The sequence below is a fragment of the Neobacillus terrisolis genome (assembly GCF_051233475.1).
Lineage (GTDB): Bacteria > Bacillota > Bacilli > Bacillales > Cytobacillaceae > Bacillus_BU.
The window spans coordinates 1-26,868 of record NZ_JBKFGH010000035.1 but is presented as its reverse complement, the minus strand read 5'-3'; the positions used below and the strand labels follow the sequence as shown (position 1 = coordinate 26,868).

23 protein-coding genes are annotated in these 26,868 nt (G+C 38.6%); 6 read left to right on the top strand and 17 right to left on the bottom strand.

The genetic code is table 11. The annotated features are described in order from the left end of the window. Positions 1 to 17: 17 nt before the first annotated feature. Genes preA through ACI48O_RS19065 form a run of 3 tightly spaced genes read right to left on the bottom strand, consistent with a single transcriptional unit; the run spans position 18 to position 3,976 of the window. Positions 18 to 1,331, bottom strand: coding sequence for an NAD-dependent dihydropyrimidine dehydrogenase subunit PreA (gene preA, locus ACI48O_RS19075; RefSeq protein ID WP_435563436.1), 1,314 nt, complete (start codon positions 1,329 to 1,331; stop codon positions 18 to 20). A gap of 2 nt (positions 1,332 to 1,333) precedes the next feature. Further along, positions 1,334 to 2,725: an NAD(P)-dependent oxidoreductase gene (locus ACI48O_RS19070; protein WP_435563435.1), complete on the bottom strand. Its 1,392-nt coding sequence runs from the start codon at positions 2,723 to 2,725 to the stop codon at positions 1,334 to 1,336. Positions 2,726 to 2,740: 15 nt separating this feature from the next. Beyond that, positions 2,741 to 3,976 (bottom strand): Zn-dependent hydrolase, encoded by a 1,236-nt coding sequence (locus ACI48O_RS19065; RefSeq protein WP_435563434.1) that lies wholly within the window; start codon positions 3,974 to 3,976, stop codon positions 2,741 to 2,743. Between the two features lie 324 nt (positions 3,977 to 4,300). Between ACI48O_RS19065 and pabB the strand changes: the two genes are divergently transcribed. Both pabB and ACI48O_RS19055 read left to right on the top strand, forming a co-directional pair. Next, positions 4,301 to 6,064, top strand: a complete 1,764-nt coding sequence (pabB, locus tag ACI48O_RS19060) for an aminodeoxychorismate synthase component I (RefSeq protein WP_435563433.1) — start codon at positions 4,301 to 4,303, stop codon at positions 6,062 to 6,064. Between the two features lie 180 nt (positions 6,065 to 6,244). Beyond that, complete coding sequence (locus tag ACI48O_RS19055; protein WP_435563432.1) at positions 6,245 to 6,466, top strand: hypothetical protein; 222 nt, start codon at positions 6,245 to 6,247, stop codon at positions 6,464 to 6,466. A gap of 198 nt (positions 6,467 to 6,664) precedes the next feature. Here the strand turns inward: ACI48O_RS19055 and ACI48O_RS19050 are convergent, their stop codons facing one another. Continuing rightward, positions 6,665 to 6,874, bottom strand: a complete 210-nt coding sequence (locus ACI48O_RS19050) for a Spo0E family sporulation regulatory protein-aspartic acid phosphatase (RefSeq protein ID WP_435563431.1) — start codon at positions 6,872 to 6,874, stop codon at positions 6,665 to 6,667. Between the two features lie 687 nt (positions 6,875 to 7,561). After that, positions 7,562 to 8,110 (bottom strand): cysteine hydrolase family protein, encoded by a 549-nt coding sequence (locus ACI48O_RS19045; RefSeq protein WP_435563430.1) that lies wholly within the window; start codon positions 8,108 to 8,110, stop codon positions 7,562 to 7,564. 204 nt (positions 8,111 to 8,314) lie between these two features. Between ACI48O_RS19045 and ACI48O_RS19040 the strand changes: the two genes are divergently transcribed. Together ACI48O_RS19040 and ACI48O_RS19035 are read left to right on the top strand one after the other, a co-directional pair. Beyond that, positions 8,315 to 9,523 (top strand): MFS transporter, encoded by a 1,209-nt coding sequence (locus tag ACI48O_RS19040; protein ID WP_435563429.1) that lies wholly within the window; start codon positions 8,315 to 8,317, stop codon positions 9,521 to 9,523. A 99-nt stretch (positions 9,524 to 9,622) separates the two neighbouring features. Further along, positions 9,623 to 9,781 carry a hypothetical protein gene (locus ACI48O_RS19035; protein WP_435563428.1) on the top strand — a complete coding sequence of 53 codons (159 nt, stop codon included), beginning with the start codon at positions 9,623 to 9,625 and terminating at the stop codon, positions 9,779 to 9,781. A 52-nt stretch (positions 9,782 to 9,833) separates the two neighbouring features. On the opposite strand, the gene ACI48O_RS19030 is transcribed toward ACI48O_RS19035, so the two are convergent. Both ACI48O_RS19030 and ACI48O_RS19025 read right to left on the bottom strand, forming a co-directional pair. Next, positions 9,834 to 11,153: a D-serine ammonia-lyase gene (locus ACI48O_RS19030; protein WP_435563427.1), complete on the bottom strand. Its 1,320-nt coding sequence runs from the start codon at positions 11,151 to 11,153 to the stop codon at positions 9,834 to 9,836. 32 nt (positions 11,154 to 11,185) lie between these two features. Continuing rightward, the gene (locus tag ACI48O_RS19025) at positions 11,186 to 11,746 is read right to left on the bottom strand and encodes a class I SAM-dependent methyltransferase (protein ID WP_435563426.1); all 561 of its coding nucleotides are present in this window, start codon (positions 11,744 to 11,746) and stop codon (positions 11,186 to 11,188) included. A 113-nt stretch (positions 11,747 to 11,859) separates the two neighbouring features. Between ACI48O_RS19025 and ACI48O_RS19020 the strand changes: the two genes are divergently transcribed. Then, on the top strand, positions 11,860 to 12,909 hold the full coding sequence (locus ACI48O_RS19020; protein WP_435563425.1) for a M42 family metallopeptidase: 1,050 nt from the start codon (positions 11,860 to 11,862) through the stop codon (positions 12,907 to 12,909). Between the two features lie 365 nt (positions 12,910 to 13,274). On the opposite strand, the gene ACI48O_RS19015 is transcribed toward ACI48O_RS19020, so the two are convergent. From ACI48O_RS19015 to ACI48O_RS18995, 5 genes are all read right to left on the bottom strand, one after another. Further along, positions 13,275 to 14,387, bottom strand: a complete 1,113-nt coding sequence (locus ACI48O_RS19015; RefSeq protein WP_435563424.1) for a GerMN domain-containing protein — start codon at positions 14,385 to 14,387, stop codon at positions 13,275 to 13,277. A 242-nt stretch (positions 14,388 to 14,629) separates the two neighbouring features. Beyond that, the gene (locus ACI48O_RS19010) at positions 14,630 to 15,562 is read right to left on the bottom strand and encodes a D-2-hydroxyacid dehydrogenase (protein ID WP_435563423.1); all 933 of its coding nucleotides are present in this window, start codon (positions 15,560 to 15,562) and stop codon (positions 14,630 to 14,632) included. Between the two features lie 227 nt (positions 15,563 to 15,789). Then, positions 15,790 to 15,942 carry a hypothetical protein gene (locus tag ACI48O_RS19005; protein WP_435563422.1) on the bottom strand — a complete coding sequence of 51 codons (153 nt, stop codon included), beginning with the start codon at positions 15,940 to 15,942 and terminating at the stop codon, positions 15,790 to 15,792. Positions 15,943 to 16,256: 314 nt separating this feature from the next. Further along, a complete protein-coding gene (locus tag ACI48O_RS19000; protein ID WP_435563421.1) occupies positions 16,257 to 16,403 on the bottom strand; it encodes a hypothetical protein in 147 nt (48 codons plus the stop codon). 29 nt (positions 16,404 to 16,432) lie between these two features. Next, positions 16,433 to 17,317, bottom strand: coding sequence for a DMT family transporter (locus tag ACI48O_RS18995; protein WP_435563420.1), 885 nt, complete (start codon positions 17,315 to 17,317; stop codon positions 16,433 to 16,435). A 214-nt stretch (positions 17,318 to 17,531) separates the two neighbouring features. Between ACI48O_RS18995 and ACI48O_RS18990 the strand changes: the two genes are divergently transcribed. After that, positions 17,532 to 18,263 (top strand): hypothetical protein, encoded by a 732-nt coding sequence (locus ACI48O_RS18990; RefSeq protein WP_435563419.1) that lies wholly within the window; start codon positions 17,532 to 17,534, stop codon positions 18,261 to 18,263. A 50-nt stretch (positions 18,264 to 18,313) separates the two neighbouring features. Here the strand turns inward: ACI48O_RS18990 and ACI48O_RS18985 are convergent, their stop codons facing one another. From ACI48O_RS18985 to ACI48O_RS18965, 5 genes are all read right to left on the bottom strand, one after another. Then, the gene (locus ACI48O_RS18985; protein WP_435563418.1) at positions 18,314 to 19,951 is read right to left on the bottom strand and encodes a thiamine pyrophosphate-binding protein; all 1,638 of its coding nucleotides are present in this window, start codon (positions 19,949 to 19,951) and stop codon (positions 18,314 to 18,316) included. Between the two features lie 12 nt (positions 19,952 to 19,963). Further along, a complete protein-coding gene (locus tag ACI48O_RS18980) occupies positions 19,964 to 22,765 on the bottom strand; it encodes an EAL domain-containing protein (protein WP_435563417.1) in 2,802 nt (933 codons plus the stop codon). Positions 22,766 to 23,147: 382 nt separating this feature from the next. Beyond that, positions 23,148 to 25,235: a GAF domain-containing protein gene (locus tag ACI48O_RS18975; protein WP_435563416.1), complete on the bottom strand. Its 2,088-nt coding sequence runs from the start codon at positions 25,233 to 25,235 to the stop codon at positions 23,148 to 23,150. A gap of 399 nt (positions 25,236 to 25,634) precedes the next feature. After that, positions 25,635 to 25,991: a hypothetical protein gene (locus tag ACI48O_RS18970; RefSeq protein ID WP_435563415.1), complete on the bottom strand. Its 357-nt coding sequence runs from the start codon at positions 25,989 to 25,991 to the stop codon at positions 25,635 to 25,637. Between the two features lie 263 nt (positions 25,992 to 26,254). Continuing rightward, positions 26,255 to 26,868, bottom strand: a 614-nt coding sequence (locus ACI48O_RS18965; RefSeq protein WP_435563414.1) for a spore coat protein, incomplete at its 5' end; no start/stop codon positions are given.

Genomic DNA, 26,868 nt, shown 5'->3' with positions numbered 1-26,868 from the left:
AGCTATTGGTTGAGTATTTAAGCCTTTTGAGAATAATCAACATTATTCCTCTCTTTTGCATTTAGCTCATGTGACATTGCCGTTAATACTTCCTGTCGTTCATTCCAGGTCATTGACGGCAAACCGTTTGTAACTTCAATCATGTCAATTGCACCATCAACAGGACAAACAATCGAACATAAATTACAGCCAACACAATCCTCTTCTCTTACTTGAAGAAAGCTATTTCCGTGCTCATCTAGTAACCTGTCAATACATTGATGCGAGGTATCCTCACAGGAAATATGGCATTTATTGCATTGAATACATAAATTTTGATTAATTCTAGCCACCACGCTGAAATTCAGATCCAAGTCACCCCAATCTGAATATTTTGGTACGGTTTTTCCGATGATCTCCATAACCGCTGAAATTCCTTTTTGATCAAGGTAGTTTGATAGCCCGTCAATCATATCCTCAACGATTCGGAATCCATGGTGCATCGCCGCTGTGGCAACTTGTACACTGGTAGCACCCATTAACATAAATTCAACAGCATCACGCCAATTAGAAATTCCGCCAATTCCTGAAATAGGAATCGGAATGCGTGGATTTCTGGCACATTCCCCAACCATGTGTAAAGCAATCGGTTTTACTGCTGGTCCGCAGTAGCCTCCATGGGCTCCTTTGCCTCCTACGTGAGGAATCGTATTCCAAGTATCAAGGTCCACGCCTGCCAAGCTGTTAATCGTATTGATTAAACTGATAGCATCCGCGCCACCATTAACCGCTGCTTCGGCAGTAGCCGTAATATCCGTAATATTCGGAGTTAATTTTACAATAACGGGCGTTTTTGCCACTTCCTTAACCCATTCCGTTTGCTTTTTAACAAGCTCTGGCACTTGTCCAGAGGCCGAGCCCATCCCCCGTTCAGCCATTCCGTGTGGACAGCCAAAATTCAACTCCAGTCCATCTACTCCGACCGCTTCCGCCTTTTTCACAATTTCATGCCATTTGTCCTGTCTTGGCTCAACCATCAACGAAGCAATGATTGCGTGCTCCGGGAAACGTTTTTTCGTCTCGTAAATTTCCTTCAAGTTCACATCCAAAGGCCGATCGGTAATTAGTTCAATATTGTTAAATCCGGCTACCCTCTGACCGTTAAAGTTTACAGCTGCAAACCGGGAGGATGTATTGACGATCGGTTCCCCTAATGTCTTCCATACTACTCCTCCCCAGCCAGCTTCAAAGGCTCGCTGCACCTGATATCCAGAGTTTGTCGGCGGAGCCGATGCCAACCAAAATGGATTAGCTGATTTGATTCCGGCTATTTGAATCCGTAAATCGGCCATATTCATACCTCCTTATTTATTTGAAAAAGCAATCCAGGATCCGCTGCGGATTCATTTAGGAACTGGTGAATTCCATAAGCACTTTGTTTCCCTTGCTGAGCAGCAGATACAACCATCGCCTCACCCTGGCCCTGTCCAAAAATGACATCACCACAGGCAAACACCTTTTTGTTTGAGGTTTGAAAGCGGCTCGGATCAATCATGACCACGCCATTCTCATGTTTGAGATTAAATTGCTCGACCAGCTCAATATATCTCGACTGCCCTGTTGCTTTAATGACAGCGTCTACCTCTAGGACAAACTCTGTTCCGGAAACCGGTTTTGGGCGCCGTCGACCATCATCACCTTGTTCAGCCAGCTCCATTTTGATGCATACAATACCTTTAACGCGCCCGTTTTCATCTCCGATGATCCGGACAGGAGCGGTTAGCCACCTAAATTCTACCCCTTCCTGCTTAGCGAACTCATATTCAAAAGGATAGGCGGTCATCTCATCAACCGTTCGCCGGTACAGAATCTTCACATTGTCTGCGCCAAGCCTCACCGAGCAAGTCGCAGCGTCAATCGCTGTATTTCCAGCTCCAATCACGGCTATTTTTTTACCAAACAAGTTAGTCTTAATTGGTTTCGTCTTTGTACTCTTCACAAACTCAATGGCATCCATAACTCCATCAAGGTCTTCACCGCTGAGACCCAGCTTTGGAACATTTCCCATTCCAATGGTTAGCAGGACCGCATCATAGTGCTTCAGGAGATCCTCGACCGAAATATCCTTTCCGACTCGAGAACGGGTCCGAATTTGCACACCTAGGCTTTCAACCTGCTTTACTTCCCATGCGGGGATAGCTTGCGGCAGCCGGAAGGACACAATCCCGTACGAGTTTAACCCACCGGCTTTCTCCTCCGCTTCAAACATCGTAACAGTATAACCGAGCAGGGCAAGTTCCCACGCAGCAGACAATCCAGCTGGACCGGCGCCAACTATCGCTACTGTTTTCCCATTTTTTTGTGTGGGTTCAAATAATTTTTCATTGTTTTGGATGGCTACATCGGTAGCATAGCGCTGCAGCAGCCCAATCTTAACAGGCTTCGTAGAGTGGTTGAGAACACAAGCACCCTCGCATAATTCCTCGGTTGGACAAACACGGGCACAGCTTGCTCCCATCGGGTTAGCAGAAAGAATCGTTTTCGCTGATCCTTTAACATTTCCGGATGCAATTTTTTTAATAAATACGGGGATATCAATACCTGTTGGACAGGCTTGAATACATGGGGCATCAAAGCAAAAAAGGCATCGGTTCGCCTCTTCAGCCGCTTCCTGTTTTGTGAAACCGGGATTGATTTCTTGAAAATTTACGCTTAAGTCGATCGAAGTTGATTTTGATTGACTCAATCACGGTCCCTCCCTTTAGTGATTAGCTTGTAAGGATAACACTGTTTCCAACAAAACGTTGACACCATTCGTGCAGTCTTCCCAACTGGTTAGCTCTTCTTCACAATGACTTTTCCCCTTCTTACTTGGGACAAAAACCATTGCAGAGGGTATGAAGCTTGCGATAAATTGCGCGTCATGGCCCGCTCCGCTGACCATCCGTTTATATCGATATCCTAATGATTTAGAAGCACCCTCTAGCTGATCACAAAGAAGTTGATCAAACCAGACCGTTGAACGGTCCCACATTTTTTTTGCGGTAATGATACAGCCTTCATTGGCTGAAATTGCGGTTAGTCCTTGAATAATCTCTTCCACTTTCTTCATCACTACGGGATCCTTATGACGTGCTTCTAACGAAAAAATGACCCTATTTGGAATCACAGTATGAATATTAGGCCAAACATTCATTCTCCCTATCGTAAACACAAGCTCATGATCGATGGTACTCAACTGCTCCCGGGCTTGGGCGATAATGTTATTGGTTGCAAATAAAGCATCCCTTCTCATTTCCATCGGCGTTGTTCCTGCATGATCGGACTCGCCAGTCACTTCAATTTCATAACAAACCATGCCAAGAACACATTCAACGATCCCAATAGAGAGAACTTCTTGCTCCAAAATCGGCCCTTGTTCAATATGGAGTTCAAGGAAAGCAGAAGCTTCCGTTAAGCGATTCTCTTCCTTGCCTGCATAGCCCGTTGATTTTAAGGCTTGTTCAAACGTAATTCCGTCCACATCCCTTTTGTGAACCATAGCCGCCTTTGTGAATTTTCCGGATAAAACACCAGATGCCATCATCGACGGCTCAAATCGGGCTCCTTCTTCATTCGTAAAATTAACAATCATCAACGGCAGTGTGGGGGTAATTCTATTTTCTACTAGTGTCCTCGCCACCTCTAAACCGGCTACCACACCTAGCACACCATCAAAACGCCCGCCCTTTTTAACTGAATCAAGATGGGAACCGATAACAACCGGTGCTTTGTTTTCCTTTCCTTCTAAAACTGCATACATGTTTCCCATATCATCAACCTTTACAGACATTCCTAATTCCTCACAGGATGAGCGAAAAAAATCCCGGGCTAAACGGTCTGCTTCGGACAATGATAGCCTGGTAACCCCGTTATTTTCCGTCCGTCCAAATTGAGCAAACTGTTCAAGCGTATCTTTTAATCTCGCGCTGCTAATAAGCAACTTTTGTTGTTTCATGATTGCTCATACTCCTTTCGTGAACATGTTCCATATTTTTAGTAAAGAAAAGGGTTTTGAACTGTTTCATCTGGATGTACAGGTATTGACCTGTCTTATCCTGTAGCTCATAAGATGATTATCTTCTGAATATTTATAATTTTCTATTAATTAGTAAGGTAAGTTAACAACCAATTTTTTGGAAACGTTAACAACTAAGGTGATTTGCCGGTTCTCACCCTTTGCCTGCAAAGCGTTGAAATTATCTTCTTCTCAGAAGCACTTCTACTCTTATATAATATTGTTGTTACGAAAATGAAAAATAAGCTGTAAAGGATCATAGACATGTCAACACCAAACTTTGACAAACAAGAACCACTTTTATCTTTTGAATTTGCCACATCTGCCGGAGTAGTTGAGCCATTTACGTTTAAAAATCCACTGAAAATCATATCAACCTCATCGATTGAGGAAGTTCTATCTTGCATGGAGCAGGTTCAAATTGCCGTCAATCACGGCTACTATGCGGCTGGATTTTTAACGTACGAAAGCGCAGCGGCATTTGACCCGGCGATGAAAGTAAAACCCGGTCATGCAATGCCACTGGTATGGTTTGGTATCTTTACCGGACCAGAAAAGCTCGAACTAACAAGCGCCGGAACCTATACGCTTTCAGATTGGAAGCCTTCTGTTGGAAAAGAAGAATACCACACATCGATTCAGTATATAAAAGCGGCCATCGAAAGCGGAGATACATATCAAACGAACTATACAATTCGGCTTCACTCCCAATTCTCTGGCGACGAGCTTGCTTTTTTTACAAAACTTAAAAAAGCTCAAGCCTCCAATTATTGCGCTTATATCCATACTGGTGACCACAGTATTTTGTCGGCCTCCCCTGAACTGTTCTTTCATTTGGAAGGGGACAACATTACCACCAGGCCGATGAAGGGAACTGTTAAAAGAGGGAATACATTGGCAGAGGATGAGGAAAACGCCAGTTGGTTATATCGCTCTGAAAAAAATCGTGCCGAAAATGTTATGATCGTCGACCTGCTTCGTAACGACCTAAACATAGTGTCAGAACCAGGAACCGTACATGTCCCAAAGCTTTATGAAATCGAACATTACCCAACCGTTCATCAAATGACCTCGACAATTGCAGCGAAGATTTCTGCAGAGACGTCCCTTGTTGATATTTTCAAAGCCCTCTTCCCTTGTGGCTCGATAACCGGGGCGCCGAAGCTTAGTACAATGAAGATCATTACTGAACTGGAATCAGAGCCGCGTGAAATTTATTGCGGAGCAATCGGCTTCATCACACCGACCCGGGAAGCGATTTTTAACGTCCCGATTAGAACCGTAGTCATTGAGAAGAAAACAGGAAAGGCCACCTATGGAGTGGGTGGTGGTATTACATGGGATTCAACGGCTGAGGGTGAATACGACGAAATACTGGTTAAAGCAAGTTTACTTGGAGAGGATCGTCCCGAGTTTCAGCTATTAGAAAGCTTTTTATTAAATAAGGGAGAATATTTCTTGCTTGAGGAACACTTAGGAAGGCTGGCGCGCTCAGCCAAATACTTTGGGTTCGCCTATCAAGAGAGGGATGCTCGAAATAAACTAACGCAATTTGCAAAAGAGCATGGCAACAGCTCGGTAAAGGTCCGTTTCCTTTTAAGCAAGAACGGTGATATAACAATCGAGAGTCAACCCGCTGGACAACTTGGTTCCCCTATTAAGGCTATCCTGGCAGAGGTGCCAGTAAATAAACACACCCCCTTCCTCTACCATAAAACAACACATCGGGATATTTACTCTCCGTTTCAGCAGAAGAAACCAGCCGATGTATTCGATGTGTTGCTTTGGAATGAAGACGGAGAATTGACGGAATTCACAAATGGGAATGTTGTCCTTGAGGTGGATGGGCAATTTTATACTCCGCCCATCAGCAGCGGCCTCCTCGCTGGCACCTTTCGGGAAAAGCTGCTTAAAGATGGGGATATTCAAGAAAAAACATTAACTGTTGCTGACCTAAGCAAATGTACTCGAATTTGGTTTATCAATAGTGTTCGGAAATGGCTCGAGGTTGAATTGATTAACATTTAGTGAAGCGGGATGCTTCCAATATGGTAAGCGAACAGCACGGTTGTACTGTTCGTTTTTTTTCGAATGATACGTTTTGTTTTATAAGCAAAACAAACAGATCATTCGGAATTTGTTGCATTAATGAATACATGGTTTTGCTATAATAATAGGGAAAAGCATCATAAGGGAGCTGGATGTTAGATGAGAAATTTAGCGCTGACAAATGAAGTCATTTCAGGGAAAGTCTATATGGTCAAACTTGCAGGTAGCGAGATTGATTCTTTTCGAGTTCTAACCGAAACACCAACACATTATATTTTTTCCTTCTCAAACGATGAATCAGTAGAAGTATTTGAAAAAGCAAAAAAAGATATAGTCGGCATATACGAAGTAAAGGAATGGGTTGACACCGAGGAAATTTAGCAGGCTTGATTACTACATACCAGTTGGGAAGCGCTAAGCTGCTGCTTCCCTTTTTGGGCCTTTAGACACAAAAAAAGCACCACCTGATATAGATAGCGCCAGACATTTGAGAGAATTGAATTTCTTTTGAAATATAGTTAGCCATCGCGAGTTTTTATTCGAATTAGCTGGAACTTATTATTTCAATCCAAAAACAACCTATAAGTATAAGTTAAGAGCTTGTAATTTCTCCTCAAAATATTCATTGATTAGTTTATCAAGCTTTAAAGATAGGGAAATATAATCTGAATTCCCCGGACCCTTTTGTAAGTATAATTCACGCAAGTCTGTTTTGAGTGTCAGAATCTCCATTAAAAGGGTCATGTTTTCACTTTGTATAGGTTCTCTTTCCAAATTCACACATCTCATCCTATAACCACCTTTTGTTAAATGATTTTGAATGCATGATCACTTGAACTCATACCCCATAAGTTCTGGATACTTTTAATTAAGCACCCTAAGATAAATCTGATAGTAGCACAGACATTATTCTATGTGAATGCGAAAACAAAAAGTAAAAATATTATGAAAAATAACAAATGATATTGATATATTATGGTAAAATACCACATTTACCAACAACCTCTTGATAATAAAAACCTATTTTCGAAGGTTATCTCAAAACAAAACGAATGAATTATTTTGACATAATTATTCTTTTAAAGTAAAAATATTTTAAAATTGCCAAAAACTTTAGTGCTCTAACATATGTATGTGAAACCAACCAAGGAGCCAATTGGTACTTTTGTCCCTTTTTTCAAAAAGTAACCAAATAAACATTGAATAATGTAAGCGTTTTCATTTATAATATATATGGGTGGGATGACATCAGTGGTCATCATGGTATTCAGCGTAGGTGGGGCTGGTACTAATTGTGTTTTTTTAAAGGTAGCTGTTCAAATCTGATTAAGCGGATTTGTACAATTAGAAAAAAGGGGCTTGGTCTAACATACCAAATATATCCCTTAAGTTGCAAAGGCACCATTCCTTTTGGATGGTGCCTAGTTATTTTTTATGAATGCTAAGCATAATTTTGAAACATTACCTGTACCTAACTTAAATTACTTCTGCACCAAGAGATTGGGAAAAATGCTGCAAAGCCCACTCATGCCCTGTTTGATTAAAACTGGCAACCGCACTTTGATGAACGACGATTTTAAACCCTTTATTGTACGCATCAACTGCGGTATGTAAGACACAAATGTCTGTGCATACCCCCACTAAATGAATCTCTGTAATGCTACGCTCTCGTAATTTCAATTCCAGATCTGTTCCTGCGAAGGCTGAATATCGTGTCTTATCGATCCAATACACATTTTCTTCAAACCTATTATTTGCGTATACCTTGTTTAAGGCACCATATAATAAGCGCCCTTCTGTGCCGATAATATTATGGGGTGGGAATAATTTCGTTTCCGGATGAAAGGCGTCTTTTTGGCTATGGGCATCAATTGCGAAAACGACATAATCGTTATTCTCGATAAAATCCAGAGTAATTTTCGTAATTTCCTCTTCAATTTGCTGCCCAGGCTTTCCGCAGGTTAACGCCCCTTCATCTGCCACAAAGTCAACGGTGTAATCAATATTGATCAAAGCTCTTGTCATACGAACCCCTCCTTCAAATGCAACGATAACTATATGGTTCATTATTAATTAGAAAATATCAAATATAAAGCTTTTTAGTACATAAACTTCTGCCTAAACTATTTTTCCTTTGCGAGAAACTATTCATATTTCTAGACTAACAATAATTCTATTAATATAGTAATATTGTTAAGTACATGATTAAATGATTGTGAGGCACAACCTATGCTTAAAAATAGAAATGTTTTGATTTTACTAACAGGAGAATTTATTGCCGGTGTCGGATTATGGCTTGGCATTATCGGAAATTTAGAATTCATGCAAGAGAAGATTCCCTCGGATTTCTTAAAGTCACTCCTCCTTGCATCTGGACTGTTAGCAGGAATTGCTGTCGGACCCTATGCAGGCAGACTTACCGACTTAATAAGTAAGAAAAAAGTTATGCTGATTGCCGGCTTTATCCGTGCGGTCAGTGTTATTTTCATGCTCATTGCACTTGGAACGGGTTCGATCTGGTGGATGGTTGTATTTCTCGTTTTAATCCAAATTTCGGCCGCATTTTATTTTCCAGCCCTACAAGCAGCGATTCCGCTTGTTGTCGAAGACAAGGATTTGCTCCAATTAAACGGAATTCATATGAATGTCTCAACCCTTTCCCGAATTGCAGGGACTGCATTGGCTGGACTGTTATTGGTCATCGTTCCGCTTTCGATCGTGTACGTGACTAACCTTGTTGCTTATATTGCTTTATTTATTCTCACCTTTTTCTTGAACATCGATGAAAAGAAAGATAATATCCATTCGCTTCCAAGAAGCACGGAAAAAACTAGCTTTAAAGATGTTTTTCCGATTATTAAACGTCTTCCTGTCGTCTATATGACGATTATCATGACACTTGTTCCTGTACTATTTTTAGGTGGAATAAACCTTGTGATCATCAATATCAGTGAACTGCAAGACAGCTCTGCCATTAAAGGATTGATCTACACAACAGAAGGAATCGCTTTTATGCTCGGGGCCTTTTTGATTAAAAAGATCAGTGACCGAATTTCTGAATATATTATTTTGTTCGGGAGCTCGTTTATGATTGGTCTTTCCCAGGTTATGCTGTATTTTGCGGACAGCCCAGTGTTAACGATTATCGCGTTTATCTTATTTGGTTTTTCAGTAGGATCCTTTTTCCCAACCGCTGCCACGATATTTCAAACAAAGGTGCCGAAGGATTTCCATGGCAGATTTTTCTCCTTCCGTAACATGTTGGACCGTGTCACCTTTCAGATAGTCTTGCTAATAACTGGCTTCCTCTTAGATTTGATGGGGCTCCAGCTAATGTCCGTCCTTTTCGGAGGAGTATCCATCATTATGACTTTAGTATTTTTATTAAAAGTAAAGCAGTTGACCGGGAAAGATAAAGCTAAATTTGAGGTTGGTTAAAAGAGTAATAATTTCATCAGCGTTTTCGGAAATATCTACATTTTTTGGGGGTTAACTAGGCACAATAATAGAAAAATCAAATACAAGGAAGTGTGGAGAATGACTGAAAACACCCCTGAGGAGCTTGTCCAAATTGAACAAAAAGCAATCGAAGACGAACGTAATGCAAAATCTGCATCAAATGTAGTAAGTCATGCTATCTCGAGTATGAATGCACAACGAAGTCAGAATAGAGATAAGGCCAAAGATCGACGATAAAAAAATAAGAAATGGGAACCTTTTGCTTGAATTGGTTCCCATTTCTTATTTTTCATGCTCCAGATGAGGCGTTCAATGCATTTCCTTTTTCAATATATTGCTGCATTTCTTGACTTGGGACCATACTTCCTCCAGTTGCCCATACAATGTGAGTGGATTGGCTCATGGCAGTTTGACCGATTTTTGTACAGTAGTCAGAATGATTTTGAGTTAGGAAAAATCCTGGAAAACCAGCGGCTGCTGACGGCTCAATTGCAATATTTTCCTCACTCGCTAATGTGGAGAGGAATTGGAATAAACGGTCATCTTCAACAGTGAAAATCCCGTCTAACTGATGACCGATTATCGTTCCGACAAACTGTGAAGCCCTCCCCACCGCTAAACCGTCCGCTGCTGTCCGACCGGTTAAGCCTATATCCTGAACACATATGTTACTGTGTAATCCGGTCATAACACCAAGAAGCATGCATGGCGCCTGGACAGGTTCCGCAAAAAAACAATGGACATGGTCCCCATAAATTTGTTTTAGACCATATGCTACTCCGCCTGGTCCACCACCTACACCACAAGGGAGATAGACAAACAATGGATGTTGAGCATCTACTGATATATTTTGTTGTCTCAATTGATGTTCAACCCGCTTGGCTGCAACGGCATAACCGAGAAAGAGTGCCTTAGAATTTTCGTCATCGATAAAATGACAGTTTGGGTCTTGCTCCGCTTGTTTTCTCCCTTCGGCTACTGCCTTTTCGTAATCCGCTTCATATTCAATAACCGTAACGCCTTTTTCCCTAAGTAAATCTTTTTTCCATCGTCTTGCCTCGGCTGACATATGAACAGTAACGTTAAAACCAAGCTTGGCACTGATGATGCCGATGCTTAATCCAAGATTCCCAGTAGAACCAACAGAGATAGAGTAATTAGAAAAAAGCCTTTTATATTTATCATCAGCTAGGACAGAGTAATCCTCCTCAATTGATAATTCTCCTTTGTCTATGGCAATCGTTTCTGCGATAGAGAGAACTTCATAAATGCCTCCCCTTGCCTTAATCGAACCTGAGATAGGCAAATGACTATCACATTTTATCAGCAATCTGCCTACTAAAGTTTTTTCACTATATTTTTGAAGCGCCACCTTCATTTTCGGAATCTCTTTCAGCTCCGATTCAATTATTCCATGATTCATAGCTGTTTCCGGGAAGACCTTTTCTATGTATGGGGCAAATCGTTCTAACCGTTGTCTTGCTCCTTCAATATCCTCAGCCGAAATTTGTGGTGCGGATTGAGAACTAACACATTGATTAAACCAGATAACCGCTTTTTCCTTCTGCATATCTATTATGATCGGAAATTGTTTTTCCAAATGCACCATCGTCTGCCTCACTTTCAAAATATTCGGCTCGTTCATTTTTTTTCACAAAAAATTGTTTGCCTTCCATCCTGTTCATTTTCTTCATAATAAAGAATCTTCCAATCTGCAAATTCAGTTAACAACTCATTAGAGTATAATTTGTATTGATTAGAAACTCCTTCGTTCTTATTGTATGGTGATAAATAGAAGGTTTCCATAAAGAAATACCCATTCTCTTTTATGATGGATTTTACCAATGGAAACAGTGAACGATCTAGATAATATGTAATGACCACCAGGTTATAAGAACTGTGATGGAGCTTGAGATGATTCATTTCAGTAAGATCATACATGTGAGCATCCATTTCAAGCTTGTGTATAGCGGCCTGCTCGGCAATATATTGTATTGCCACTTCTGATATATCAATTGCTTCCACTTCATAGTTTAGTCGAGCTAAGAAAACACTATTTCCTCCAAGACCACAAGCAAGATCAAGGGCTAACCCCCCGTTTAGATAAGAAGATAACTTCATTAATCGTTCATTGGGTGCAGGTTCTTCAGCATTGTTAATACGTTCTTTATGTTTTGAATTCCACTTTGTTTTGGGATTCATTTCCGGAGCTCCTTTTTTGGATAAGTTCTCGTTCTATATTTAGATTATCTTCTATTAACATAAACGATTATAATGATAAATGAAAATGATTTTTCGAAGAGAGGAGCTTTCACTTGGCTTATCCAAACACTGAAGAAACAATATGTTTATTAAAAAAATTGGTCCAAATTCCAAGTCCTTCTGGAAATACCAATGAAGTCATCACGTTTGTAGAACATTTCCTCAATGAATTAAATGTTAAAACAAAGAGGAATCGCAAAGGTGGATTGATCGCAACCCTTCCTGGCAAAGACGAGCAAAACCACAGAATGTTAACTGCTCACGTTGATACTCTTGGTGCGATTGTAAAAGAAATTAAGCCGAGCGGCCGCCTTAAGCTAGATTTAATTGGCGGGTTTAAATATAATTCCATCGAAGGTGAATATTGCGAAATTGAAACATCCTCAGGCCAAAAGTTCACTGGCACGATTTTAATGCATCAAACATCCGTTCATGTGTATAAAGATGCAGACAAAACCGAACGCAATCAGGATAATATGGAAGTGCGTATAGATGAAAAAGTACATAACGCAGACGACGTGTGTTCCCTTGGAATTCAAATTGGCGACTTTGTTTCCTTTGACCCTCGGGTGCAAAAAACACCAACTGGCTTTATTAAATCTAGACATCTTGATGATAAAGCAAGTGTTGCGATCCTTCTTCAGCTAATAAAACAAATAATATCAGAAAAAATTCTGCTTCCCTACACAACCCATTTCCTTATCTCTAATAATGAGGAAATTGGCTATGGCGGAAACTCCAACATTCCTATTGAAACGGTTGAATACCTAGCTGTGGATATGGGCGCCATCGGTGATGGTCAAGCTACAGATGAATACACCGTTTCGATTTGTACGAAAGATGCAAGCGGGCCCTATCATTATGAATTAAGAAAAAGACTTGTGCAGCTAGCAAAGGATCATCAAATTGGCTACAAACTAGATATCTATCCGTATTATGGCTCAGATGCTTCAGCTGCCATACGTGCAGGACATGATATCATTCATGGCTTAGTTGGCCCTGGTATCGACTCTTCCCACGCATTTGAAAGAACCCATCAGGATTCCATTGCAAACACGGCGAAGCTTCTTTATCATTACGTACAATCTGAAATGATTTTATAAAGAATGCTTCCCAAAAGTAGGAGTTCAAATATAACTTTTTATAAAAATAACCCAGTCAATTCTAGCTAATTTATCTTCTATTACAAAGCTCAATTATTTACCGGACATAGAGGACCTTATTTTGATAAAATTACCCTTTTTCTAGACTTACGCGGACACAGGATACCTTATTTACATAAAAACCACAAAATACTGCCAATTTATTAGCAAATAAGGAATCTGGTGTCCGCTTAGCCAATCAAAACAACCCTTTTTGTGAAAATAGCGGAACATATGTCCGCTACCAAATAATTGCATTCAAAATGTAGAAAAAAAAGCAGGGGTACACCATTCATGGTACCCCTGCTTTTTAAACAGTTTCCATCCTACTTCAGTTCAACTGTGTTTTCAAATTGAACCTTTAAGTATTCTCCTTTTTTCATGGAGATATGACCGGACTCATATAGCTTGTTATCAATGGTGATGTACACTCTCTCGGAATTATAGTATTGCCCGAACGTATTGGCAATGCTTTGAAGAATCATTCCTTCATACCCGGCACCAGCCACCATTTCGTCGATAAACTTCTGATTTAAATCAATGTACACATGTTGATCTTTATTTAAATATAAGCTGTTTATCATGGTATTTGCAGAAAACACAATTCCTACCTGATTATTAGCCGCTTGTTTGTAGGCTTCTGCGACAACTTTTCTAGTGATGTCATTTGTATAAAACGAAACGGGCTTGCTCTTATAATAGATTTTCCCGTCATTGATATTCGGATAGTAAAAATTAATGTTTTGGATAAGTGGAACATTCTCCTCGATCTTACTTAATGTGGAGGTTATTTCATTACCACCTGAGATGAAAACGGATTTTACTAATCCGATGTTTTTAGCATAATAATCAATTGTTTTATCATTATCGCTTTCTGTTGTAACTTCAAGCGCTTGATAATTTCCTGTCGGTGTGGAAATGGCAACTGAAGTAGCTGTGATCGTTCTAACTCTTGAGTCTTTTAATGTCCATGTTGTTCCCTTTTTGATCGGCTCCATCAATAAAATTTCTTGATTATCATCCGCTGTGTTTAAATGGTTTTCTCGATAATACGCTTCTCCTCTTGAATAAACCTTTATTAGCTTGCCATCCTTTAGCTCCAGGACCCGAGCCAACACCGAGCCGCCATTGTTGATTCTTTGTTGGAATTTTGTTCCTGATACATAGTCAGTGTAAATATCAAAGGATGCAAACTCGTTTCCAGCTCCTTCATAAATATATCGAGCGTTTTTCTTAATGGGATAATAATTCTCGATAGTCAACAATTCCGGTTTCGGTTTTTCATTCTCGTTGTTGTTATTGCTGCCATTATTGCTACTATTGTTGTTATTGTTTTTGTTGTTATTGTCATCAACACTATTGTTACCGTTATTCATGCTGCAACCAACCAAGATACCAAATAGAAAAACGACAGCCAAAAATGCGGAAACTTTTTTCATTGTCAACCCCGCCCTTTTCAAATTGTTCTAGTCCATGTCTTTGAATGACTATAACCTGCTTATTCTCCTTTGGCATTACAAGGCACTTGAACTCAGTTTTGATGCCAATATCTGATATTAAATATATATATGACTTCATATTTAGTATAATATAAATTTATTTTTGTGAGTATCCGGGCGAACCTAATCTTAGTAATTGTTTAATTAACTCTATGAAAGCTTTGTCCTGAAAAAATTTTTGCTTAATATCCTCTTTTTATATCTACTTTATTAGTAAGCGGCATATTTTCTTGGATATTTTTCAGTGTTTCAATAAAACAAGCTACCCCTTCATCCGGAGTGGTAACAGCTGAAATATGTGGGGTTATATGGATTTTGGGATGATTCCAAAATGGATGCTCCGTAGGAAGCGGCTCCTCTGAAAATACGTCAACTACAGCAAATCGGACGCGGTCTTCATCGATTGCAACAAGGAGGTCATCTTCATTTAAAGAGGCACCCCTCCCAACATTGATAAACCCGGCACTACATAAGAGTTGAAAGATTTCTTTATTGAACATATTCGCTGTTTGTTCGGTTAACGGCAAGGTATTAATAAGATAATTCATCTCGCTTAAGCGCGGTAAATGTGAATCAACCGAGAGAACTTCTTTAAAGTATTTCTTTGCTTCGCCGCTTAAAGACACTCCAATTACATCCATCCCTAAAGCAGAAAATATTTTCGCTACTGTTTGACCGATTTCCCCTGTTCCATAGATCATTACTTTTTGTTCATTTAACAGCTTCGGAGTGATCGGTTCCCATTTTTTCTGTTGCTTAAAGGCCTGAAATTCCATGTGGTACTGCAAATCACGCAAAATATAGCTTAAACAATACTCCCCAATTCGTTGACCAAATGAACAAATTGTTCTTGTTAACAAAACCTCTTCATTCCATTTTTTTTGGTAAAGAAACCGGTCAACTCCGGCTCCAAGGGAATGAACCCATTTTACCTGACTGTAATCGATAGTTGATTTTAAATTAAAACAAACCAACGCATCAGCCCATATTAAATCTTCCTGAGCTAACTCTTCCTCAGGAAGATAACGAAAAGTTGGTGTTAATCCTTCCCTTTCAATAAGGATCTGAAGTTCCTTGTACATTGGACTGACAATTAATATATGATTAATAATCATGTTTCCCCCACCAATCAAAAAGAGTGATCTTTATAGAATAATTGTAACTTTGGTAAAGAACTCTAAAACCTGTACATAAGCTACAAAGTGGTTAGTAAATTATTTTCTACTGGCCAATACTTACCCGTTGGACCTCCATATTGGTCTGCTTTTTTTTGGGTCTTCGCGGGCACATTCCCCCTCTGATCGTTCCCATTTCCTCTTTTTTTGGGTCTTCGCGGGCACATTCATCCTCTGATCGTTCCCGTTTCTGCTTTTTTCGGGTCTTTGAGGGCACATTCATCCTCTGATTGTTCCCGTTTCTGCTTTTTTGGGTCTTCGCGGGCACATTCATCCTCTGATTGTTCCCGTTTCTGCTTTTTTTGGGTCTTCGCGGGCACATTCACCCTCTGATCGTTCCCGTTTCTGCTATTTTTGGGTCTTCGCGGGCACATTCATCCTCTGATTGTTCCCGTTTCTGCTTTTTTTGGGTCTTCGCGGGCACATTCACCCTCTGATCGTTCCCGTTTCTGCTATTTTTGGGTCTTCGCGGGCACATTCATCCTCTGATTGTTCCCGTTTCTGCTTTTTTTGGGTCTTCGCGGGCACATTCATCCTCTGATTGTTCCCGTTTCTGCTTTTTTGGGGTCTTCGCGGGCACATTCATCCTCTGATCGTTCCCATTTCCGCTTTTTTTGGGTCTTCGCGGGCACATTCACTCTCTGATCGTTCCCATTTCCGCTTTTTTTCGGTCTTCGCGGGCACATTCCCCCTCTGATCGTTCCCATTTCCACTCACTGGCAAAACTTACCCGTAAAACCTCCATAATGGTCAGTAAGCAAGTCCCAATGGCAAAAGTCAACTCCGCCGGAGCTCCAAGAAATCCACCTTCTAAATTTCCCTTTGCAAACGTATCGTTTCAAGTTTCTCACTAAAAAAAGTTGAACCTAATATCAGAAACCCGCCAACAATTTGAATCGGACTCATGTTTTCCCCGAGGAGAATCGCCGCCATCACCACCGCTGAAATCGGGTCAATATAGCTTAATACCGCAATCGTTTGTCCTTTTAGATCCTTGAGAGACACAAAATATAAGAAGTAAGCTAATCCAGTATGAATCATGCCGAGAATGAGAATGAAAACGACTGAATGCCGATCAAGACCTGAGAAATCGAGTCCTTCTTTTATGTACACATAAGGAAGCAGCACAATTGAAGCGACCAACAGCTGGATTAAGGTCGTTTCAAAACCAGACAGATTTTTAATAAATTTATTCATCAAAACTACACTAGCGTACAATCCTGCAGCTAGAAGACCATAAAAAATACCAACCGGGTGATTATACGAGCCCCCTGTAGTGCTTCCCCCATTATTTACGATTAAAAATAACCCGATCATGGCAACGATAATACTTCCTATTTTTACAGGGGTTAGTTTTTCCTTAAGAACAATTGGGGCAAGAGCCATTACAAAGACAGGTGCAAAATAATAGCTTACTGTTGCATTGCCGATCGTCGTAAATCGAAAGGCTTCAAATAAGAAAATCCAGTTAAACCCAATGGCGGAACCTGAAAAAATCAACAATACAACGTTATCCTTAATAGCATGAAAAGAAAGTCTCTGCTTAAAAAATAAACTGGCTATGACTAAGAAAATACTTCCTATTGTCCCTCTCAATAAGGCAATCTCACTTGAAGAGAGATTAATATTTTTCACAAAAATTCCAATGCTACCGAAGATCAGCATTGCAGTAATAAATTTCGCTTGTCCCTTCACCTTTCGTTCCTCCCCTGATGTTATCTATTCTTGATTATTAAAGGTTATCACTTTCAAAAAAACTAAAGAAGTTCTCTTGATCTATCTGGTTTAACCCCAAAATTAAGATATAATTATATCGATATAAAGTTTATTCACTTCCAAATTATAAACAATTTCGGAAATAAGATAAATGATACGTACTAATTAATTTATGGGAATAGGGGTTATTTTTATGTTAAGTTCAAACACAATCAAGTATCCTTCTGAAATACTCGAAGGGCTAAAGCAAGCTTTAAGAAAAGAACTTGACGGAGCACGCTCTGATGACGCTTTAAATGAACAAATTCTTTCTATGACAAAAATTGAAATCATGGACAAATATTTCGAATCCAATCATAAAAAAATAACTAGTGACGAGATTTGTAAAATAGTAAGTGCCCTTTTCGGATTTAATCTAGACAATGTACTTATTTTAACAAAAGATATAGATGTGGAACTAGAATTGGTTTCACCTGCAGAACCTACTTTGGCAAGAAAACTTATTTCCTCTTACCTCAACCAAGAGGATAAAGTAATAACAGGGAAAGAGATTCGTACCTTGATTAATGATATCTTTGGGATAAATTTAGAAGGGATTTCTTCATTAGAGGGTGCAGGCATTTCTTTATTTTCAAAAGGTCAGTGGGTGCTTCAACAAGAAAAGGATCTTTTTGTCGTTCACACAGGTACGGGAGATGTTGAGGTGAAGATTTTTCCAACCCGATATTTTACTGAACAAACAGGGTTAGCAAGCCTGCCGGTTAACTTAATCAATGCCTTAACAGAAATCGGATATTCCTTTGACGAGAAATTGGGCGGCTGTACATACACCAATCCCACAGGGGAAGCGGTAACCGATTCCTTTAAAGGCCAAACAATCGGCGCCACGATTCAAGAGATCCGCCAATCATATCCAAAAGGATAAACATAAAACGCCTCTGTCATCAAGACAGAGGCGTTATCGTGTTTAAATATTTATTTTCCAAAAGAAGATAAAAATTTAACTCGATCTCCCATTGGCGGTACATTATTATCCACTAATGCAACCTCTAAAACAGCCGGTCCATCTAAATTCAATAAACTATTAATCACTTCTTGATTAATATCTTCTAACTGATTAACGCGATAGGTTGGTATATTCATTGCCGCTGCCATCGCAGAAATATTGGTTGGTTCTTGTTCGAAGGTTGAATGAACACGCTTAAATTGTAGAGAATGTCCATGGTAAACCATTCCTAAACGAGCATTATTCATCACCACAAACAAGATTGGTAAATTGTATTCTCGTGCTGTCAGGATTTCCATTCCATGCATGAAGAAGCAACCATCTCCTGTAATGCAGACAGCTGGGCGCTCAGGTTCAGCTAGTTTGGAACCAATTGCAGATGCAATTCCGGTTCCCATCGCACCAAAGTGAACATTAATATTAAATGTATCCGATTGGTGAACCTTCATGTGGTGGATCACATAGGACATAAACTCACCAATATCAATCGAATATCGGGTGTTTTCTGGCAAATGCTTTTGAATATTTAACAGCACATTTTTCGTATTATATTCATCTGTAGTTTCAATAGAATCGATATTGTTTTCTACTAGTTTAATATTCTTCTCTAAACCTAAAACCTTCAATTCTTGTATTAAAAATAATAAGCTTAAATTGATGTCTCCTAAAACAGGAATATCAATCTCATATTTTCGGTTAAATACCGATTGGTCAAAGTCGAATTGGACCGTGAAACGATCTTTCGCAAGGTTTTGATTATAATTATTGGTTGCTGTTTCACCTAAGCTTGAACCAAAAATTAATAATGTTTGTCCATTACCTTCACCAATCAATTTTGAAGCAGATTCATGTCCTGCAAAACCAAATACTCCAGCAAAAAGAGGATGATTTTCAGGAATATATCCTTTGGCTTGCGGTGTCACGACGATCGGCCATTCAAGCAGCTCGGCAAGCTCGATTAATTGATCAACGGAATTCCTAACTCCTTGTCCCACAAAAACATAGCCATGCTCTTTTTTCACTAATTCCTCAGCTACATTTTTTATGATTCCAAGATCAGGAACCATCGCTGTTCTTTTAGGTGGAGCGGGTATTTCAACATCTTCCACTTGTTCATGTTGAACGTCAATAGGGATTCCAATGTGAACAGGACCTGGAACTCCTGACACTGCTATTTCGGCTGCAGTTACGATTTGATTCAATAAGTCCTTTGAATCTCTTACCGTTACACTGTACTTCGTTACTGGCCTAAAAATAGGTTCAGCATCTAATTCCTGGGAAGCATTTAACCCTTCAGTATTTACAGGGACAGCACCTGTGATGAATAGAACAGGCAAATGCTCACGCATTGCATTGGCCGCACCTGTTACCAGATTGGTTCCACCCGGTCCACTACAACCGATGCAAACACTCATTTGATCAGAGTATTTTGCATAAGCGGCTGCCATATAGGATGCTGCACCTTCATGCTTTGAGATAACCGGTGTGATTTCCGGCATATCATAAAGTTCATTGAAAATGCCATTTACAGACCCTGCTGGAATCCCGAAAATATGCTTGACTCCACTCCCCTTTAAATATTCTAGTACTAATCGAGCTGCTTTCATGTTATTCCTCCATTATTGTTTTTCTGTTGAAGTAAAGAATTTATTAGAAATATCTTCAGCCTCCATTGGTCGACTGAAATAATACCCCTGCATTAAATAACATTTTCGATCAGATAGAAATTCTGCCTGTTGTTTCGTCTCAACACCCTCAGCAATGACATTAAGGTTTAAATTTTGAGCCAAGGTAATGATCGTATTGGTAATGGCTGCATCATCAATTGGCATATCTTTAACAAAAGATTTATCAATTTTTAGTGTATCGATCGGCATATTTTTCAGATAACCTAAAGATGAATACCCTGTCCCAAAATCGTCAATCGCGATATTTATTCCTAAACCTTTTAATTTCTTCATTGTTTTTAGCGTTAACTCAGCATTTTTAACAATTAGATTTTCAGTGAGCTCTAGATGTAAATATTCTGGTGAAATTCCCGCCTTCTTTAAGACGTTTTTTACAGTGGAATATAAGTCTTTTTGTTCAAACTGCCGAACAGATAAATTGACGGACATGCTGATTAATGGACTTCCTTGTTCATGCCATTCCTTCAATTGTCTGCATGCCTCTTTTAAGACCCACTCACCGATTGGAACGATTAAACCGGTCTCTTCAGCAATTGGGATAAACTTATCTGGTGAAATCATGCCACGCTTCGGATGATTCCAACGTAACAAAGCCTCGACCCCGACAATCTTATTAGATTGATAATTGATTTGAGGCTGATAGTATAAAATCAACTCTTCTTGTTCTAATGCTTTATATAAAGCATTTTCGAGCTTGATATTTTCAAAGGTTCTTGTATCCATACCTTCACTGAAGAAATGGTAGCTGCTACCTGATATTTCTTTTGATTTATACATCGCTGTATCAGCATTTTTGATTAAAGCATCTGTCGTATCCCCATTATCTGGGAACAAACTGATTCCAATACTGGTTTTAATGTAGATTTCATTGTCCATTAAATTAAAGGGTTTAGAAAATGAATCGATAACAAGATTGACTACCTTTAACACTTCATTTTCATTTTTAATTTTAGGAAGGTAAATCGTAAATTCATCTCCCCCTTGACGGGATACTGTGGCACTTTTTGGAACACACCCACAAAGTCGTTTGGCAACATCTTGTAGCAATAGATCCCCATAGCTATGCCCAAGGGTATCGTTGATATACTTAAAACGATCGAGGTCTAAATACAGTACTGCAAATTTTTCACCATTCATTTGAGCGTAAGTAATACCTTGGTTTAACCTGTCCTTTAGCAGGACCCTGTTTGGCAGATCCGTTAAGCTATCAAAATAAGCATGATACTTGATTTCTTCTTCTAACTGCTTCCGTTGGGTAATATCTTTAAATGTAACAACTTCCCCAACAATTTCATCTTCTTCCATTATAGACGAGATGACAAATTCAACAGGAAAGTAGGAATTATCTTTTCTAAAAAACTTCTCTTCTTTATGATAATGATCAGATATTCCTTCGAAAATAGACGATGTTTCCTCTTGGTAGCCCAATTCATACCCATTAAATATCCGACTTACAGGTACTCCAATAAGTTCACATTTTGACTCATATCCAAGCATCATGGCTCCAGCCGGATTACAGAATGTAATATTTCGATTAAGGTCTAAACCAAATATTCCTTCACCGGCAGAGTTAAGAATTAACTCCTTCTCACGGCTCATATTCTGTAATTCTGTTACAACTCGTTCAAGTTGGAAATTTTTCTCAGTGATTTCAAACGTTCTTTCCTCGATAATGACCTCTTGCTTTTCCAAATACAATAGGTTAGATAAAGTCGAGGCCGTTGCATCGACAATCGATTGCGCCAATTGGATTTGAGCATCCGAATAGATGACGCCTTTTTTCTCAAGATTGACAACAGCTATAGTCCCTAGAACCTCACCCATAGAAACTAATGGAAGCATAAATAGTCCCTTTATGCCAAAGTTTTCACAAAGTTCATGATTCGGTCTAATATCTGCAAACACATCCGGTATGAGAATAGCTTTTTTAGTTTTTATTACCTCTTGAAAAACCAAATCATTATTTTGATCGTTGTTCATCTTTCTATGCGTCTCAATCCAGGCTTCTTCTGTCCAGTCACTATCCTTACTCAATCCAGCCGGTTTAATTTTTCTCCCGACTAATAGAGGATCTAATAAATGAACACCTGTATTATTATTATCTAAAACCTTTCCAACATAAGAAAAACAAATATCGAGACTTTCTTGCATTGACGAACACATCGACAAATCCCGTGTAACATCAAGTAACAACTGCTTTTCGGCGATAAGATTCTCTTTATGAGTCAGGTTATTTGCATTTTGAATCGCAACAGCAGCCATGTTGACATAGGCTTCAACTGTTTGAATTTCTGACTCCGTTAAGTTCATCGGAATCCCGTAGTCAAATAAAAATACTAAACCAAATAATTCCTGCTCAAAAGATATCGGCAGAGCTAACAAGGATTTAATTTTAAATCCTTCGACCGCTCTAGGATCCGGACGATTATCCTTTGAAGTATCGGGAATATAGATCGTTTTTTTTGTTTCAATTACTTCTTTTGCCAAAAGATCTATTTCAGTATCTATAACATGCATATCGAGTGTCCAACCATCAATTGTTTCTGGTTTTCCTACATAACCTCTGAAATTCCCATCTTCCTGCGGCAAATAAATCCCAACAGAATCACATTGAACAATTTCTTCAGAAATGGCTGTTGTTACATGCTCTAATACTTCACGTAATTCAAGTTTCGTATTGATTAATTTTGTTATATTAGCAAGACGAGAATACCTCGTTTGTTCCTTTTGCATTTAACCGGTCTCCAATCTTAGCATAATTAATTTGACACTGATGTTTTAAGACCTGGATCAGTAAATGGTACCGCTTTTTCGTCTTTTTTCGACACATTCACTTTTAGTTTTCATTTTACCTTAATTTGCAATCAATTTAATACAAAGATTATCAAAGTTCACAAATTGTTAATGATACCAAACAATGGAAAAATATTATATTTTTTTACACACTATAAAATTATAACGGTTAGAGCAAAGAAATCATCTATAGTATTTTTCCTTAAATTTGAAAAAAATATTGTTGAACTACCCTTTTTATCATGAAAAAAGCTGTAGTATACAGATTTTTGTATACTACAGCTTTTTTAAAAAAACTTTCTTTTTGGTAAAATATCCCATTTCAAGCTTTAAATTTCACAAAAAAAGTAGTGCCTTCTGGTCCTGTTTGAATTTCAATTTTTGCATTATGTCGTGCTGCTATACCATAGCAAACACCTAATCCCAGGCCAGTTCCATTTTCCTTTGTCGTAAAAAATGGGGTTCCCAATTTTTCTAATACTTCAGGCTTGATTCCATTTCCTTGGTCCTTCACTGCAAGCACAACGCAATCATCTTCCTTATGAGTTGCGATTGTTAGGACTTTCCCCGGTTCCATAGCTTCTAAGCCATTCCGATATAAGTTCAAAATTAATTGACGAATCTCATTGCGATTTAACAATAATTCCGGAATTTCTTTCGTCTCCAATTGAATATATTTGTTTTGGTTTATAGCATCAACCATTAGTAGTGGCGTAATATCATGGATAATCAAATTTAAATCTAACTTCTGTAATTCAGATTTTCGGGTATTACCCATTGAAAGAAATTCCGTAATGATAGAATTAGCACGGTCTAATTCTTCAATCATTAAGTTTAAGTACTCTTCGTATTTTTTAAATTTTTCCTCTTTACTGAATACCTGTAAAAAACCTCGGACTGTCGTCATTGGATTTCTAATCTCATGACTGATTCCTGCAGCCATTTGCCCGATTAAGTCTAATCCAGATAATCTTTTCATTTCCTTCTCATATTTTTTCTTTTCGGTTATATTTTTTAAAAGACAACAAATCCCTTCATCAAAAGGGTAGGCAACAACCTCATACCAATGATCGTCATAGGCAGAAGGAGCTTCAAAATGAACGGGGACTCGTTCAAACATGGCCCGATGAAATTCCTTATACATCGGTGTATTTACGGATTTAGGGTAGACTTCCCATATATTTTTATTTAAGACCTCTTGAGCTGTTTTCTTTTGCGGCAAAATCTGATGTTGATTTATATAAATATATTTCCATTCTTTATTTAAAGCAAAAAATCCATCCGAAATACTTTCGATAACATTCGTAACCTTTTCATTGGCAGCAGCTAGTTCTTTTGTTCGCTCTTCTACCATATTTTCAAGTTGGTCCATATATAGAAGGTTAGATAATGTGGAAGACGTAGTATCCACAATGGATTGTGCCAATTGAATCTGTGATTTTGAGAAATGATGGTTATCCTCCTCAAAATTAATAACTGAAATAACCCCTAACACCTGACCCATTGAGACTAATGGAAGAATAAATAGTCCTTTAATGTAAAATTTCCGGCATACATCATGATTAAGTTTTTCGTCAGTAAATATATCTGCAATGTGGATCGCTTTTTTAGTTTGAATCACTTTTTGAATCCAGAAATCATAACCTTGATCATTTTTAATAGTATTACATAATTTAATCCAATCAATATCCGACCAGTTACGGTCCTTATTAAGGATAATTGGTCTAATTTTTGAATTAGCTAAAGGATCCAGTAACTGAACATCAATATTATAATTGTTTAAAACCTTTCCTAAGTAAAAAAAACATTTTTCAAGACAATCCTGCATCGACGAACACATAGAAAGCTCTCGAGTCACATCCAATAACAATTGCTTTTCAGCGATAAGGTTTTCTTTTTGTTGTAGATTATTTGCATTTTGGATTGCAACCGCAGCCATGTTAACATAAGCTTCAACACTTTGAATTTCTGATTCGGTTAGGTTCATAGGGGTTCCAAAATCGAATAGAAATACTAATCCAAAAAGCTCTTGCTCGTAGGAGATTGGAAGAGCTAATAGGGATTTAATTTTAAAGGCATCAACCGATCTAGGATCCGGACGACTATCTTTAGACGTATCAGGTATGTAGATCGTTTTTTTGGTTTCAATAACCTCTCTGACCAGTATATCAATATTCGGATCAATTACCTGCGTACGGAGTGTTTCACCATTCATGATTTCAGGCTTTCCGGCAAATCCTTTATATGTTCCATCCTCCTGTGGTAAAAAAATACCAACTGAATCACATTGAACAATTTCTTCAGATATTGCCCTAGTAACATGCTCCAATACTATTGATAATTCTAGTTTTGTATTGATAATTTTTGTTATATTTGCAAGTCGAGAATACCTTGTTTGTTCCCTTAGCATTCAGACAGTCTCCAATCCATGGCTTAAGTTATACGGCATTGTATATTACTCTCTATTTCAAGTCTATTTCGCTATTTTTCAATTATATTCGACAATATTCTCTGTATTTCTTCATTTTACAACAGAATGAAATCGTTTATATACATGCAATAAAAATTTTTACTAATTGTAAATATTTCCAATTAAAAACACAGATATTCTTTATTATAACAACTCCAAGGCCGTGTTGCTTAATAATTTTCAGCAAAAACAAGCAAATTTTCATGTTTTATTACGAACTTAGTTCTTCCAGGGCGTTTTGTTATAATTCGACAAAAAAATAGAAAGACCATCCATATATCGGATGATCATGATTGTTATTTCACTTTTTTTCAGAAAAGATTGTATCTAATAAATCTTTTAAACATCATACATCATGGATTGTTGGTTCAGGGTAGAACAAATACAATTGTGAGAAGATTTTCTTTGGGAGAAATAGGCTTTTAGTTCGTCACGGACTAATGGGATGGGGCTAAGCGATTCAGTGGAAATAGCTCCGTTAACGTCAATTAATAGTGAACGGTACAAATTCAAATCTATTAGACTGTCACCACATGCACATTCCCCTTTCTTTATATGCCTATTAAGCATGTAGTACGCCTGGCCTAACTCAAACCTTACTAATCCAAGTAATTCAAAAGACCAAGTTTCATTAAGAAGATAAGACAATGCATTTAAAGCATGGCCATGTGCCATTCTACCCTCATTTACGACCATAATAATCCTCCTTCATTCATAACTTTTATGAAAGAATCAATTGATAGATTATTCTAATATTTCAATTATATCAACATCCATTTCTTCTATCACAACTTGATTTTGAATATATTATGACACTTGAAATATTGTAATCCCAAAATATAAGAATCCTTGATTTAATTCAATTAAACAAGACCATGCGGTTGCATGGTCTAGCTTTTCCACACTTATGAAGCAGATCAAAGGGTAAAATCCGTTTTTTCGATCATCGTCACCCTCTATTAATGCTGCTGATTAATTGGATATTGGTGCATGTTTGTTTGACTTCCAGCACTTACATTTCCCATCCCCATTTGTCCAAAAGATGGAGATGGCTGTCCAACACTGCCCCTTTTTGTCTGTCTCCCTAAACCAACTGCTGGGATGGATTGACTTTGTCCTGATTGTCCTATTGCTCCATGTATTGCCATGTTTTGGGTAGCCATAGTTCCAGAAGTTACATCCATCAAATTCCCCATCATCGGCTGACCTTGTGGTTGTCCAAATTGGGAAGTATATTGAGCTTTTAGCGCTTCTCCGGCAGGCTGAAAGCTGTGAAGAAACGTTTTTGCTGTGTGATCTTTTATTTTAGGTACCTGATATAGCCCTTGTTGGTTCATAAATAAAAATACCTCATACGCTTGATTCACACAGTTAACCGCACCGTTTAATAGCATGTGACGAAGATTTGGGTCGGCAATTTCCATTGTGGCTCTCACACCATTGGCAGCAGCATTTTTATGTGCTTGAAGCAATGCGTTCGCTACCTCAAAATCATTAAAGACCGTATTCGTCTCTGGAGTTACCATCGTTGGATTATTTAAACCGTATTGTATTTGATCAGGTGTCACACCAC